The following is a 14,844-nucleotide window of genomic DNA, read 5'->3' as shown; positions in this document are numbered from 1 at the left end:
CAGCACCATCCCCCCGGTGAGGGCACGGAATTTCACGGGGATTTCACACGAACGGGCGAACCCCGGCGCGTCGATCTCGGTCAGCCGGCGTGGTCGGCCCGGTAGTCGTCGACGTACAGCTCGTAGCCGATGAGGTCCTCGTACACCCCGGCGGAACGGGCGGCGAGCTTCTGACGGCTCACCTCGCGGAAGCCCGCGGTCCGGGCCAGCTTCTTGCTACCGGTGTTGCTGTCGGCGGCGAACAGCGTCAGCCGCCGGAACCCGAACTTCTCGAAGGCGTACTGGACAGACGCCGGAAACGCTTCTCCCAGAACGCCTTTCCCGCGCGCGTCGGGATGGGTGTAGAAACCCGCCTCGGCGCCGGTCACCTCGTTGATGTGCAGCAGACTGATGTCACCGAGGTATTCGTCGGTCTCCCGGTCGGCGACGGCCCACGTGCAGCTGAGGCCCTGCGCTGCGGTCCACCACTTGCGCAGCCGTTCGGCGGCGGCGTGCTCGAGTTCCAGCGGATCGGGCCGGGCGAACAGGTACTTCCGCGAGATCGGGTCGTCGAGCGTCTCACGGATGCGCGGGTCGTCGTACTCGGCGAGCGGCCGCAACCGGAACCGCTCGGTCTCGAAGACGTCGGTGCGCCACCGAGTCCGTGGCTCACGCGGATCATCCGCCCGCAGCGACCCGACCCAGGCGTCCCGGATCTGCCCGCGCACCTCGACGCCGTCTGGCACCGCGGCGTCGAGCCGGAACCCGCAGGCGTGGGCGACGCGGAGTGCGTCGATGTTGCCCGCCACCGTCGTCCATCGGACGACCTCCTTGCCGGCCTCGGCAAAGGCGTGGTCGACGGCCAGCAGCACGGCTCGTTTCATCACGCCCCAACCACGGGCGTCGGGGTGGAGGTCGAAACTCAGCTGGGTCAGCGGGCCGGGCCCGGCGATGTCGACGGTTCCGACGAACCGACCGTCGAACTCGACGGCCCAGACCATCCGGTCACCGGCCGCCCAGGCCCGGGGCGCGTAGTCCAGGGCGAATCTCTCCGCTGCCGCGCGGCTGTAGGGTGCCGGGATCGGCGTCCACCGCATCATGGCCGGATCGGCCGCGAGTTCGACCATGCGGTCGAGGTCCCGGGGCTCGTGTGGCCGCAGTGTCACCCCGCCGTCGCTCAGGACGGGGATCTCGTCTGGGATCGGGACCGAGGCTTTCACGGGGTCAGGCCCTCACGCTCGGCCTCGACACCCGGCCGTGAGGCCGGTCGGACGGGTACCTGCGACTGTGACCACGCACGTATCCGAGCGTACCGGCTATGCCACGGGTGCGCCCTGGTCGCAGCGAAGTGGCAGGTCAGACGTCGAGGGTGCAGTCCCCGGCCGCCGCGCTGATGCACGTCTGGATGCGTTCGCCCTCGACGTGCTCAGCGCCGGTGCGCAGATCGCGGACGCAGCCCTTGTCGAGCATGACCACGCAGCTCTGGCAGATGCCCATGCGGCAGCCGAACGGCATGATCGCACCGGCCGCCTCCCCCGCCTCGAGAAGCGTGGTCGCACCGTCGACGGTGGCGGTCTTCTCCGACCGCTTGAAGGTCACGGTGCCGCCCTGGGCGCCGACCGCGCCGCGCTCGAGCGCGAAGCGCTCGATGTGCAGGCGGCCCTCGAGGCCCGCCTCGGAGTAGAGCTTGTTCAGTCCTTCGAGGAAACCGCCCGGACCGCAGGCCCACACCTCACGCTCACGCCAGTCCTCGCACAGGGTCGGCAGCACGTCCGGGGTGACCTTGCCCTGGGCCCGCGTGTACTGGACATGCAGGTCGATGAGGCCGGAGGCGGCCATCTCCTCGAGCTCCTGCGCGAACAGCAGGTCGGCGGGCGTCGGCGTCGAGTGGATCACCTTGATGTCGGTGCGCTGCCCGCGCTGACGGACCATGCGCAGCATCGAGATGATCGGGGTCAGGCCGCTGCCCGCTGTGGCGAACAGGATCTTCTCCGGCAACGGCTCGGGCAGCACGAACTCGCCCTGCGGCGCGGCGAGACGCACGACGGTCCCCGGCTTCAGGCCGTTGACGAGGTGCGTCGAGAGGAAGCCCTCGGGCATCGCCTTGACGGTGATCGCGATGGTCTTGTCATTGGCCGAGGTGTCGGGGGTCGAGGTCAGCGAATAGGAACGCCACGTCCAGCGGCCGTCCATGAGCACGCCGATGCCGACGTACTGGCCGGGCACGTAGTCGAAGGAGAAACCCCAGCCGGGACGGATCCGGATCGTCGCGGAGTCCTCGGTCTCCCGGGTGACCGAGATGACCTTGCCGCGCAGCTCGCGCGCCGACCACAGCGGGTTCGCCAGGTGCAGGTAGTCGTCGGGAAGCAACGGGGTGGTGATGCGGGTGAGCGCGGCACGTGCCCACTTCGCCCCGCGACTACGCGCCGCGACCCCGGCAACCGGTTCTTCGAATCGCTCGAGGAAACCCATCTGACAACCGCCTTCAACTCTGTTGTGTACTGCGGAGTCACCTTAACCTACGCAACCGTAGGTTAATGCCCGCAGTAATCCGGGTCACCTCCGCGCAGCACATTCGGGCACGGTTCGGTGCATCAGAGCAGTTCGAGCAGGAACGGCAGTTCCTGGGTGGCGTACCAGGCGAGGTCGAAGTCCTCGGCGTCGCCGACCGCGAGTTCGGCGTCGAGGTCGCCGAGATCGGCGGCGTCGATCACCACGACCGCGGCCCGCACCTTGTCCTCGGCTTCCTTGACGTCGACGTGCACCGACGCGATGGCCTTCAGCGGAACCGTCCCGGACACCTTCACCACGGCGTCGTCGAGATCGGGGCGCAGCGTCACCGCCGAGTCGTCGACGTCGGCGGCGATCACCACCCGGCGCGGCGGGAGGTCCGGCGTCAGGCCCGGCTTGGTGGTCTGCTCGTCGGCGGCGAGCTCCACCTCGGCGGCCTCGTCGCCGGGCTCGGGGGCCTCGCCGGCGAGCAACCGCAGCGATGCCCGCGCGGCCTCGCGCATGGCCACCTCCGAGAGCTCCTCGTCGTCGCCGGAGAGGAAGGACTCGCGCAGCGCCGGGGTCAATGCGAAGCCGGTCCCCCCGACCGGGCGGAACTCCCCGTCGGAGTTCAGCTGGATCAACATCGCCAACGTCGCCGGCAGATACACCCTCATTCGACTTCGCTCCCTTGCGCCTTCCACCGATACCCGCTCACCTTAGCCGCGCAACGCGGTCAATCGGAGGCGCGCAACTCCTCGTAGGACTCGACGGCGTAGTCGCCCAGGACCGGCAGGTCCGAGATGACGCCCCGGTCGGCGACGAAGGCGAAGTTCAACCGGTCGGCGTACTCGACGACGCTGACCGACAGCGCCCGCTGCGACACCAGGACGGGCACGTAGTACACCTCCCGCACCGGGACGCCGAGGACGAAGCGGTCGGCGACCGGCGCGGTGCTCATCGCCACCGGCACGTTGTAGGAACGGCTGTCGAGCGATCGGAAAGCGCGCGAGCTGATGTCGGCGAACGGGACGACGCCGAGTTCCGGGAACCACGGGCTCGGGCCGCTGCTCATCCGTCGCGACGACTGGGCGTAGCGGTCGGCCAGCCCGGCGACCTGCGCCAGGCGCACGGTCGGATTCGCCTCTCCCACCGGGAGATCGGTCACGAAGCTCGGTTTGGCGATGGGGATCCAGCTCGGCTCCGCCTCGGGATCGACCTCGACGCCCGGATCGCGCGCCGACAGGGGCACGACGACGCGCACGGTGTCCGCCGGGGTCGCAGCCACCGGGTCGACCGACAGCAGCCACCTGCGCATGACGCCGGTGATGATCGCGAGTTCCACGTCGATGACCGTGCAGTTGTGGTGTTCGGCGATCTTCGCGCACTCGCGGCGCGGCACCGACGCGGTGGTGAAACCACGAGTGGTGGTGCCCGCATTGTTGAGCGGACTGCGCGGCGCGGAATCGGTGAGCTGGCCGACCACGCCGCCGACCCGTCGCAGCGTGCCACCGACGACCGAACGCACCTCGGCGACCACGCCGTTGCCGTGCACCACCGTCTCCACCAGATCGCCGGGACGGGCCAGTGCCTCGGCGAGAGCCCCGATGACCAGGCTCGTGCCGCCCGGCGGGGACCCCGGCATCCACAGCTCCTCCGGCAGCACCTCCGGCTCCTCGGTGGTGTCGCAGATGACCTCGCTGATCTCCGGATGACCGTCGTGCTCGTCGATCAGGCAGCGGTGCGACTTGGTGAGGATCGCCAGACGGCCATCGGCCAGGCCCTCGATCAGATACATCTCCCACAGCGGCCGGGTCCGGTCCAGCGGACGCGACATCACGCGGGAGACCAGGTCGGCGAGGTCCGCGGGACCGCCGGGACGGGGCAACCCCGCGCGGCGGATGTGGAAGTTGATGTCGAAGTCGGGATCGTCGGTCCACACCGGCCGCGCGAGACCGAGGGTGACCTCCCGGACGAGTTGCCGGTATCGGGGCGCTCGCTGCAGCCGATTCTCGACCAGCGAGACCAGCGACGCGTAGTCCAGCGGCTTGCGGGAGCCCGGCCCCGCACCATTTCCCGACTGTTCACCTGCGTCCGGGCCGGTGCTCGCGGCCATGGCCGGATCGACGATCAGCAGCGCACCCAGGTGGGTCGTCGAGCGGGAATCGTCGAGGAAGTAGTACATCGCGTCGCGCGGCGACAAACGGGTGACCACGCCGCCGATCCTAGCGGGCCGGCCGAGTCGGGGTCGGCTGCGCGCCGATGGCGCGGCAGATCAGCTGAACTCGAGGGCGACCAGTTGCCACCGGTACTCGACGCGACCGAGCACGGGCCGGGCGGCGCCGGGCTCCACGACGGTTCGGGCGCGGCGAGGTGCGCGTTCGATCCGCCCAGCGAAGGCGCGGATGCGTCCGCCGCAACTGTAGGACCCGAAGACCTCGGCGGCGCTGGTGTCACACAGTTGCACGTGGACCCGCTGCAGAACGGTCCCCGGCGCGGCGGTGCTCGGTGACGGGCCGGCGGGTTCGGCGGGGCGGAAGGCGTCGTGCCGAACGAGTGCCGCCACCTGGTCGATCAAAGCGGGCGCCACGGAGTCGGCGAGGTGAGCGGTCCCGCGACGACGGTCGATGACCTCGAACAGCAGCCGGGACGTCGCGATGGCGAAGCGCCGGGCCTCCACCGCGGCCGCCAGGGTCTTGCGCGACGGCGGGGAACCCGCGTCCGCGAGCTCCCGCACCACGAGTGTCCCCGTCCCGGTCGTCCGGCGTGCCGTGTGGGTGACCGGCCCAAGACCGGCCGGTTCGTACGGCGGCGCGGGTCGGACGCGGACCCGCGGGGTCCGGACGCCGGCCTCGGCGACCGCGGCGACGAGATCGCTCGCGGACGCGGAGTCCGACTCGGGACGAGCGGTGATCAGCGGCTGCATGGGGATAGGACGCAGCCACTCCCCCGTCCGGTTCCATGTCCGGCGAAGAAAATTCTGTGATGTGCGCCTCAGGGCGTTGCCCGTCGGCGCTCACATCAGCGGCGCTTCTTCGACTTCGGCGGCTTGGCCTTGTTGCCCTTGGCGCCGGCCCGCGCCGCGGCCCGACGCTCGCGCCGGCTCGCGGACTCCGAGGCTCCGTTCTCCGGAGCACCCGAGAGCTCCTCCTCCTCGGAGTGCACCACGGTGCCGCCGCCCTCGCCGGGACCCGAGTAGGTCACCGCGGGCTCCTGCGCCGGTGCTCCGGTGCCGCGCAGCGCAGCGGGCACCTGTGCGCCCTCGGCCGCCGGCGCGGGTGCCGGGGTGCCACCGGCCACCGCCGCGCGGAGATCGGCGGCGGTCGGCAGCGGCGGCTGGGGCGCGGGCTGCTCGGTCTGGACGTGCGCGTTGAAGAGGATGCTCAGCGTCTCTTCCTTGAGGCCCTCGAGCATGCCCTGGAACATGTCGTAGCCCTCGCGCTGGTACTCGACCACCGGGTCGCGCTGTGCCATCGACCGCAGGTGGATGCCCTCGCGGAGGTAGTCCATCTCGTAGAGGTGGTCGCGCCACTTGCGGTCGAGGACGCTGAGCAGCACGCTGCGCTCGAGCTGGCGCATCGCGCCCTCGCCGGCCACATCGTCGATGGCCTTCTCGCGCTTGTCGTAGGCGGCGCGGGCGTCGGCGACGAGGATGTCGCGCAGTTCCTCGGCCGAGATGTCGTCGCGCTCACCGTATTCCGTCTCGCCGACGACCTCGCGGAGGTCGAGCTCCATCGGGTAGAGGGTGCGCAGCGCGGTCGTCAGCTCGTCGAGATCCCAGTCCTCGGCGTATCCCTCGGCGGTCGCGCCCTCGACATAGGCCGAGACCACGTCGTCGATCATCTGCTTGATCTGCTCGTGGTGGTCCTCGCCCTCGAGGATCTTGCGGCGCTCGGCGTAGATCACCTTGCGCTGCTGGTTCATGACCTCGTCGTACTTGAGGACGTTCTTGCGCATCTCGAAGTTCTGCTGCTCGACCTGCGTCTGAGCGCTGCGGATGGCCTTGGTGACCATCTTCGCCTCGATCGGCACGTCGTCGGGCAGGCGGCTCATGATGGCCTCGAGCGCGCCGCCGTTGAAGCGCCGCATCAGCTCGTCGGCGACCGACAGGTAGAACCGCGACTCGCCCGGGTCACCCTGACGACCGGAGCGACCGCGCAGCTGGTTGTCGATACGACGCGACTCGTGGCGTTCGGTGCCGAGCACGTAGAGGCCGCCGACCTTGCGGACCTCCTCGGCCTCCTCGGCCGCCTCCTTGCGCGCGATCTCGATGGCCTCGTTCCACGCGGCCTCGTACTCCTCGGGGGTGTTCACCGGGTCGAGGCCGGCCTTGCGCAGGCGGGTGTCGGCGATGATGTCGGGGTTGCCGCCGAGCACGATGTCGGTGCCGCGACCGGCCATGTTGGTGGCCACCGTGACCGCCCCGATGCGACCGGCCTCGGCGATGATCTGGGCTTCCTGCTCGTGGAACTTCGCGTTGAGCACGCTGTGCGGGATGCCCGCCTTCTTCAGCTGGCGCGACAGGTACTCCGAGCGCTCGACGCTGGTGGTGCCGACGAGCACCGGCTGGCCCTCGCGATGCCGTTCGACGATGTCGTCGACGACCGCGGCGAACTTGGCCTCCTCGGTCTTGTAGATCAGGTCGCCCTGGTCCTTGCGGATCATCGGGCGGTTGGTCGGGATCGGGATCACGCCGAGCTTGTAGATCTGGTCGAACTCGGCGGCCTCGGTCTCGGCCGTGCCGGTCATGCCGGCGAGCTTGTCGTACAGACGGAAGTAGTTCTGCAGGGTGATCGTGGCGAGGGTCTGGTTCTCCGCCTTGATCTCGACGCCTTCCTTGGCCTCGATCGCCTGGTGCAGGCCCTCGTTGAAGCGGCGTCCCTCCAGCACGCGGCCGGTGAACTCGTCGACGATGAGGACCTCGCCGTTGCGGACGATGTAGTCCTTGTCGCGGTGGAACAGCTCCTTGACCTTGATCGCGTTGTTCAGGTAGCTGACCAGCGGCGAGTTGGCGGCCTCGTAGAGGTTGTCGATGCCGAGGCGGTCCTCGACGAACTCCACGCCCGCCTCGTGGATGCCGACCGTCTTCTTCTTGATGTCCACCTCGTAGTGGACGTCCTTCTCGAGCAGCGGCGCGATGCGCGCGAACTCCACGTACCACTTGCTCGAGCCCTCGGCGGGGCCCGAGATGATCAGCGGGGTACGGGCCTCGTCGATGAGGATCGAGTCGACCTCGTCGACGATGGCGTAGTTGTGACCACGCTGGACCAGTTCGGCCAGCGAGTGCGCCATGTTGTCGCGGAGGTAGTCGAAGCCGAACTCGTTGTTGGTGCCGTAGGTGATGTCGGCGGCGTAGGCCTCGCGGCGCGCGGCCGGGGTCATGCCGGTGAGGATCACCGCGGTCTCGAGACCCAGGAAGCGGTGGACGCGGCCCATCCACTCCGAGTCGCGCTTGGCGAGGTAGTCGTTGACCGTGACGACGTGGACGCCGTCGCCGGTGAGTGCGTTCAGGTACGCCGGGAGCACACAGGTGAGGGTCTTGCCCTCACCGGTCTTCATCTCGGCGATGTTGCCGTAGTGCAGTGCCGCGCCGCCCATGATCTGCACGTGGAAGTGCTTCTGGTCGAGGACGCGCCAGGCCGCCTCGCGGGCGGTCGCGAAGGCCTCGGGCAGCAGCTCGTCGAGCGTCTCACCGTCGGCGAGCCGCTTCTTGAACTCGTCGGTCTTCGCACGCAGTTCCGCGTCGGAGAGCGCTTCGAACTCGTCGGAGAGCGCCTCGACGTGCGACGCGATCGCGTCGAGTCGCTTCACCATGCGGCCTTCGCCGACGCGCAACAGCTTGTTCAGCACCGTGGATCGAGTTCCTCACCTGTTGAAAACACACGGAATCCGGCCCGCGTAACGCACAGACCGGACCCCATGGTAGCGATGTGAGCTGAGTGGACCCTGATCGGACCGCGTTCCCGCCGCCGACCTGTCGCCGGTGTCGTCCGATCGCGGACGATCAGGGCCACCCGGTGTCGCCCGCCCCGCTCAGACGAGACGGATGAGGCCGTAGTCGAAGGCGTGCCTGCGGTACACCACCGACGGCTTGTCGGTCTCCTTGTCGTGGAACAGGAAGAAGTCGTGCCCGACGAGTTCCATCTCGTAGAGCGCGTCGTCGACGGTCATCGGCACCGCGGAGTGCTCCTTGATGCGGACGATCTGGCCGGGGGTGTGGTCCTCGACGTCGTCGTACGGATCCTTCGTCTCCGGCTTCTGATAGCCGTCGCCGACGAAGCCGTCGACCGACAACTGGTCCTCACGCAGCGGCGGCGCACCGATCTCGGTGGCCTCCGCGACCGACTGCGGCCGGCGGTTCCCGTGGTGGACCCGGCGGCGATCCTTCACGCGGCGCAGCCTGGACTCGAGCTTGTCGAGACAGTTCTCGAGCGCGGCGTAGAAGTTGTCGCCGTTCGCCTGGGCGCGGACGACGGGGCCCTTGCCCTTCGCGGTGATCTCCACCTTCTGACAGACCTTCGACAGCCTGCGGTTGCGATAGTGCTTCAGCTCGACGTCGAACTGGAAGATCGTCGGATCGAATCGCTCGAGACGCGCGAGCTTGTCGCCGACGTAGATGCGGTAGTGGTCGGGGATGACGACGTTGCGACCGCTGAACACGATTTTCGCTTGGGGCTCGGCGGGTTCCTCGGCGTCCACGGTTCCTGGCGGACGGACGAACGCGAACTCCGGGTCGAAGGAGTCGGTCTGGGTTGATTCGGTATCGGGCTCCTGGCCCTTCTCCACGGTCGGCCTCTGGTCCGCGATCTTGGGTTCGCGCTGGCCTTTGCGGTGGATGACTGAGGACATTCAACTACCTCCTGAATTGTTCCCGGCAGCGTTGGATCATCGTGATCTGTTGTCGCACTGATGATTTGCACGACACCGAGGAAAGTGTCCATGCCAGCCGGTGGCTGGCACACAACGACAGGGGCATCACCTCCCGAAGCACCGGCCGCCCTCACTACGAGGACCTCGCGGACCTCTCGGACAACCCGTTTGTACCCACGACCGTAGCCTCGAATTCAGACGGTGGCCACGTTTTCGACCACGGCGTGGCACAGGTCGGGACAAGAGGGGCCCCAAGTACTCCGCACGGATGATCAGAAGGTCCCGACCGGCGGGGTCCCGGTGCGGAATTGTCCACAATCTCCCGTCTCGGCCCGCCACGCGCCGGGCCGCGGCTCTAGGGTCGCCGGCATGCGTGAACCGCGATTCCTGACGGGCGGGGCGGCGGTGACGCGCGCGGCGGCCGACCTCGTGTGTCCACTCGTGTGCGGCGGGTGCGCGCGCCCGGGGACCGCGTGGTGCCGACGCTGCGACAGATCGTTGCATGACGCACCGATCTCGGTGCGTCCCCGGGTCTTTCCCGCCGCCCCGGTGTGGGCTCTGGGACGGTACCGGGGAGTGCACCGCCGCGCTGTCCTCGCGGTCAAGGAACACGACCGACGCGATCTCGTCGCCCCGCTGGGATCGGCCCTCGCGCACGGGATCCGCACGCTCGCCCGCTGGGGCGAGCTACCGGACGCCCCGACCCTTGTCCTGATCCCGGCCCCCACCCGACGCCTGGCCGCCCGGCGCCGCGGCGGTGACCGGGTGACCGCCTTCGCGCGCCATGCCGCCACCGCCCTCGGGCCGCGGGTGCGGGTGGTGCCGGTGCTGGCGACCGCCGCGACGGCGCGGGACTCGGCCGGGCTCGACGCACGCGCACGGGCCCGCAACCTCTCCGGTGCGATCCGGCCTCGTACTCGGAAAGTCGCTCTGCCGCACCGCGCGACGACGATCCTCGTCGACGACGTGATGACCACCGGCGCGACCGCGGCCGAGTCGGTCCGCGTCCTGCGCCGCGCGGGCGTCGGGGTCGATGCCGTCGTGGTGGTCGCGGCGGCGTAGACGCGCCGCAGAGGTCTTCGGGGCCGGCAGCATCAGTGCGGGACCGGATCGGGGCGGGACCGGATCAGGGCGAGAACGGATCAGGGCAGGACCGGGATCGCGCCGGGGATCATCGCCGGCTCGACCTCGGTCCAGTACTGATCGGGCTGGCCGTCGTCGCTGCCGAGCCTGAGCACGCCGCGCTGGTCGCCGACGTAGATCGTCGACGAGTTCGCGACCACCGCCCGCACGGGCGGCGACACGTTGCCGCTCAGCAGCCCGACGGCGGGCGTGCCGTCGATGGACAACTGCACCACCGGCGACTCGGGGGCCTCGCGCGCGATCACCAGCGTCGTCGGCGACGCCCAGTCCAGCGACACCGCCCGGTTGCCGATGTTGAAGGCCGCGATCCGCGGGCTCGTGAGCGAGACCTGCCCCTCGGCGTTGGTCGACAGGATCGCGAAGACGACCTGGCCGCCGACGACGAGCGCCGCACGGACCCCGTCGGGAGCGATCTGCATCTCGGTGATCGCGCCGCGCGCCACGGTCGGGATCGACGACGCCTCGACCGGGACCGTGCGCGTTCCGTCGTCGTCGCGCTGCCACTGCAACGGGCGACCGTCGACCACGACCCACACGGTGTTCTCGTCGGAGCCGAAGGACGGGCGGGTGATCGACGCGCCCTCGGCGATCGGGCCGACGTTGCCGCCGTAGTCGCCGATGACGCACTCGAGGCGCCGGTCGGAACCGCCCACGGCACGCACTGCGGCCACCCGGTCCCCGTTCTCGGAGATGGTCGCCGCCCGCACGTCGCGCGACGTGCCGAGGGGGCCGCGCACCGGCACGGCCGCGTTCTCGGTGACGGCACGCAGCGCGCCGCCGGTGACGATGTTGAGGCCGACGTCGGTCGACGGCACCGCGTCGGGATCGAACGAACGCACGTCGGCGGGCTGCCATCCCGATGCACGCTCGGCCGACAGCGGCGCGCCATCGGCGTCGATCACGTACGGACCGGAGATGTCGGCCCCGTCGAGGGTCCACACGAGTTGCGCGGCGAGCACCGTCCGATTCCGATTCGACGCGTTGCCGATCCCGCTGAGGTCGATGCGCACCCCTCCCCCCGGCAGGCCGACGACCGGGCCGCGCAGGGTGGCCCCGCTCGGGAAGCCGCTGTCGACGGCCGCGGCGAGATCGGTGGCCGGACCGGCGATGAGCCGGTTCACGAGCGCCGTCGGGTCGGTGGCCTGTCCGGCGTAGAACCAGCGAGGGTCGGGCACCAGATGCCGGCCGGTGCGGTCGCTGAAGTACAGCGACACCGGGCGGTAGGTGTTGGCGAACTGGTCGCGGTCGATCATCGTCCCGTTCGGGAGCGGGCCGTCGATACGCCACTGGTCGCCCTGGCGGGTCAGGCTGAGGGTCGTCTCCACCCGGCCCGAGGCGGGCAGCAGTTGGCCGTCGGACTTCAGGGTGCCCACGTTGTCGCCGATCAGTCGCATCCGGACCGAGTCCTCGTCGCGCTGGTCGACGAAGATGCTGATCTCGTCGAGGATCAGCGCGTCGCCGCGGTCGTCCCACTGCTGGGACGCGACCGGCGTGAGGAACGCCCGCGCGGCGTCGTGTCCGGCATCGGGGTCGACGGTCGACTTCAGAAACGCCCGGACGAGGGCTTCGGGGTCCATGTCGGCCTGCGGCGCCGGGGCCGCGTTGGTGGCGGCCTCACGCTGGAAGGACTTGATGGGCTGGGGTGACGAGTCGTCGGGGATCGACCCGCAGCCCGAGACCACCAGCAGCGCGGCGATGATCGTCGCCACGGCCGCCACGATTCCCCGCGCACCCCCGCGGGCGCGCACCGGTCGCCGGTTGCCACTCATTCGTCGTCCGCCTCCGTGGTCGACTGCCTCCGGCTCGCCGTCGCATCGGCCTCGGTCTCCTCCGTCGGTGCCGCGCCGGCCGGCGTCACGCCGGTCCATTCCGCGTCTGCCGCCGCGGTCGACGCGCCTGCGGCCGGGGCGGCCTGGGCGGCGAGGGTGACCGGCGCCGGGGTCTCGGCGGCCTCCGCGCCGTTCTGCGACGCACTCTGCGAGCGACTCGTCTTCGACGAACGCGGCGTCGTGCCGACCGGCTTCAGCGGCAGCGGCGACCCGAGCACCTTGTGGCCGCGGACCAGCGGCAGGGTCAGCCGGAAGCACGCCCCCTTGCCGGGCTCGCCCCACGCCTCGAGCCGGCCCTGGTGCAGGCGGGCGTCCTCGATGCTGATGGCCAGGCCGAGCCCGGTGCCGCCCGAGCGGCGGAACCGCGACGGGTCCGACCGCCAGAACCGGTTGAACACCAGCTTCTCCTCACCGGGCCGCAGGCCGATGCCCTGGTCGCGCACGGTGATCGCGACGGCGTCTCCGTCGGACCGCATCGTCAGTGTCACGGGTTTCCGTTCGCCGTGGTCGATCGCGTTCGCGAGCAGGTTCCGCAGGATGCGCTCGACGCGCCGCGGATCGATCTCGGCCATCACCGGTTCGGCGGGCAGGTCGAGGACGAGTTCGGTGCCCGTCTCCTCGGCGAGATGTCGGACGGTGTCGAGGGCGGCGTCGATCGGGATCGCCATGTCCATCCGCTCGGCGGCGAGTTCGGCCATGCCGGCGTCGTGGCGGGAGATCTCCAGCAGCTCGTTGAGCAGGGTCTCGAAGCGGTCGAGCTCCTTGTCGAGCAACTCGACCGAGCGCTTGCGCACCGGATCGAGTTCGTCGCGCCCCTCGTAGAGCACGTCGGAGGCCATGCGCACGGTGGTCAGCGGCGTCCGCAGCTCGTGGCTGACGTCGGAGGTGAACTGGCGCTGGAGGCTGCCGAACTCCTCGAGGTGGGTGATCTGCTTGGACAGGCTCTCGGCCATGTCGTTGAACGACATCGCCAGGCGGGCCATGTCGTCCTCGCCGCGGACCGGCATGCGTTCCTTGAGGCGGCCGTCGGCGAACCGGACGGCGATGCGCGAGGCCGACCGCACCGGTATCACCACCTGCCGAGAGATGATCCAGGCGATCGCCGCGAGCAGGCCGAGGAGCACGACGCTGCCGGTGAGCAGGGTTCCGCGGACCAGGTCGACGGTGTTCTGCTCGGCGGTCAGCGGGAAGACCAGATACAGCTCGAGTCCCGGCACCGACGCATTCGTCGGGGTGCCGACGATCAGTGCCGGCGCCTGACCGCCCGAGCCGTCGGGGACGCGGGTGTACTGATAGGCCACCTGGCCGCCCCGGACCATGTCGCGGAGGTTCTGCGGGATCTCGGCGATCGGGCCGACGCCGCCGGCGGTGCTGCCGTCCGTCCCGGGCACCAGCAACACGGTGTCGAAGGCGCCGACCGTGCCCGACGACTGTCCGGTGTCGGAGTCGCGGTCGGTCAACAACGACCGGGTCTGGCGGAGGCGGTTCTGGACCGACATGTTGCCCGCCTCGCTGGACAGGTCGCGCTCGACCGAGATCCGCGCGCGATCGATCTCCTCGGTCGCGGCGGCGAGCTTCACGTCGAGGAGACGATCGGTGATCTGCGAGATGAGCACGAACCCGAGGATGAGGAGGACGACGACCGACAGCAGCAGCGTCGACGCCACGACCCGTAACTGCAACGAGCGCCGCCAGAGATGCCCGAAGGCACCTCCGACAGCGCCGGCAGCACGGGTGATGCGCCCGAAGGTGCTGTTGACCCGCCGTCGGGAACGCCCGATCACGGCGGGCCGGCCTTGTAGCCGACCCCCCTCACCGTCAGCACGACCTCGGGGTTCTCCGGGTCTTTCTCGACCTTGGCGCGTAGCCGCTGGACATGCACGTTCACGAGTCTAGTGTCGGCCGGGTGCCGGTAGCCCCAGACCTGTTCGAGCAGGACGTCGCGGGTGAAGACCTGCCGCGGCTTGCGGGCCAGCGCCACCAGGAGGTCGAACTCGAGCGGGGTGAGCGAGATGGGCACGCCGTCGCGGGTGACCTTGTGGGCCGGCACGTCGATCTCGACCGGGCCGATCGACAGCAGCTCGGCGGGCTCCTCGTCGGTGCGGCGCAGCCGGGCCCGAATACGCGCGACGAGCTCCTTCGGCTTGAAGGGCTTGACCATGTAGTCGTCGGCCCCGGACTCCAGGCCGAGCACCACGTCGACGGTGTCCGACTTCGCGGTCAGCATGACGATCGGGACGCCTGAGTCGGCACGGAGCACGCGGCAGACGTCGATGCCGTTCATGCCCGGGAGCATGAGATCGAGGAGCACGAGATCGGGGCGGATCTCCCTCACCGCGGTCAGCGCCTGCGTTCCGTCACCGACCACGAAGGGTTCGAAACCCTCGCCGCGCAACACGATGGTCAGCATCTCGGCGAGAGCGGCGTCGTCGTCGACGACCAGGATGCGGGGCTTCATGTGTTCAATGGTGACATCATCGTGATGAAAGCGTCGTCATCGACGCGCCGGACCGGACGTTCTGTCCCGAACAGT

11 protein-coding genes are annotated in these 14,844 nt (G+C 69.8%); 1 reads left to right on the top strand and 10 read right to left on the bottom strand.

Annotated elements, in window-relative coordinates:
• Positions 1 to 80: 80 nt before the first annotated feature.
• From GP2_RS06490 to hpf, 7 genes are all read right to left on the bottom strand, one after another.
• On the bottom strand, positions 81 to 1,199 hold the full coding sequence (locus GP2_RS06490) for a GNAT family N-acetyltransferase (protein ID WP_006899683.1): 1,119 nt from the start codon (positions 1,197 to 1,199) through the stop codon (positions 81 to 83).
• A 136-nt stretch (positions 1,200 to 1,335) separates the two neighbouring features.
• Positions 1,336 to 2,451, bottom strand: a complete 1,116-nt coding sequence (locus GP2_RS06485; protein WP_006899682.1) for a ferredoxin reductase — start codon at positions 2,449 to 2,451, stop codon at positions 1,336 to 1,338.
• A 122-nt stretch (positions 2,452 to 2,573) separates the two neighbouring features.
• The gene (locus tag GP2_RS06480; protein WP_006899681.1) at positions 2,574 to 3,146 is read right to left on the bottom strand and encodes a DUF6912 family protein; all 573 of its coding nucleotides are present in this window, start codon (positions 3,144 to 3,146) and stop codon (positions 2,574 to 2,576) included.
• 59 nt (positions 3,147 to 3,205) lie between these two features.
• On the bottom strand, positions 3,206 to 4,684 hold the full coding sequence (locus GP2_RS06475) for a wax ester/triacylglycerol synthase domain-containing protein (RefSeq protein WP_006899680.1): 1,479 nt from the start codon (positions 4,682 to 4,684) through the stop codon (positions 3,206 to 3,208).
• A gap of 60 nt (positions 4,685 to 4,744) precedes the next feature.
• A complete protein-coding gene (locus GP2_RS06470) occupies positions 4,745 to 5,395 on the bottom strand; it encodes an Rv3235 family protein (RefSeq protein ID WP_006899679.1) in 651 nt (216 codons plus the stop codon).
• Positions 5,396 to 5,490: 95 nt separating this feature from the next.
• Positions 5,491 to 8,319: a preprotein translocase subunit SecA gene (gene secA, locus GP2_RS06465; RefSeq protein ID WP_006899678.1), complete on the bottom strand. Its 2,829-nt coding sequence runs from the start codon at positions 8,317 to 8,319 to the stop codon at positions 5,491 to 5,493.
• 183 nt (positions 8,320 to 8,502) lie between these two features.
• Positions 8,503 to 9,318: a ribosome hibernation-promoting factor, HPF/YfiA family gene (hpf, locus tag GP2_RS06460; protein ID WP_006899677.1), complete on the bottom strand. Its 816-nt coding sequence runs from the start codon at positions 9,316 to 9,318 to the stop codon at positions 8,503 to 8,505.
• 390 nt (positions 9,319 to 9,708) lie between these two features.
• Between hpf and GP2_RS06455 the strand changes: the two genes are divergently transcribed.
• Positions 9,709 to 10,401: a ComF family protein gene (locus tag GP2_RS06455; RefSeq protein ID WP_006899676.1), complete on the top strand. Its 693-nt coding sequence runs from the start codon at positions 9,709 to 9,711 to the stop codon at positions 10,399 to 10,401.
• An 80-nt stretch (positions 10,402 to 10,481) separates the two neighbouring features.
• On the opposite strand, the gene lpqB is transcribed toward GP2_RS06455, so the two are convergent.
• From lpqB to mtrA, 3 genes are read right to left on the bottom strand one after another with little or no spacing between them, the layout of a single operon-like run.
• The gene (lpqB, locus tag GP2_RS06450) at positions 10,482 to 12,251 is read right to left on the bottom strand and encodes an MtrAB system accessory lipoprotein LpqB (RefSeq protein ID WP_040526544.1); all 1,770 of its coding nucleotides are present in this window, start codon (positions 12,249 to 12,251) and stop codon (positions 10,482 to 10,484) included.
• Positions 12,248 to 14,095: an MtrAB system histidine kinase MtrB gene (mtrB, locus tag GP2_RS06445; protein WP_006899674.1), complete on the bottom strand. Its 1,848-nt coding sequence runs from the start codon at positions 14,093 to 14,095 to the stop codon at positions 12,248 to 12,250. The genes lpqB and mtrB overlap by 4 nt, the downstream gene beginning before the upstream one ends.
• Positions 14,092 to 14,769 carry an MtrAB system response regulator MtrA gene (gene mtrA, locus GP2_RS06440; RefSeq protein WP_006899673.1) on the bottom strand — a complete coding sequence of 226 codons (678 nt, stop codon included), beginning with the start codon at positions 14,767 to 14,769 and terminating at the stop codon, positions 14,092 to 14,094. The genes mtrB and mtrA overlap by 4 nt, the downstream gene beginning before the upstream one ends.
• Between the last annotated feature and the right edge of the window lie 75 nt (positions 14,770 to 14,844).

This window comes from Gordonia paraffinivorans NBRC 108238, assembly GCF_000344155.1.
In the GTDB taxonomy this organism is placed as follows: domain Bacteria; phylum Actinomycetota; class Actinomycetes; order Mycobacteriales; family Mycobacteriaceae; genus Gordonia; species Gordonia paraffinivorans.
This window is presented reverse-complemented; position numbering and strand designations above follow the sequence as displayed.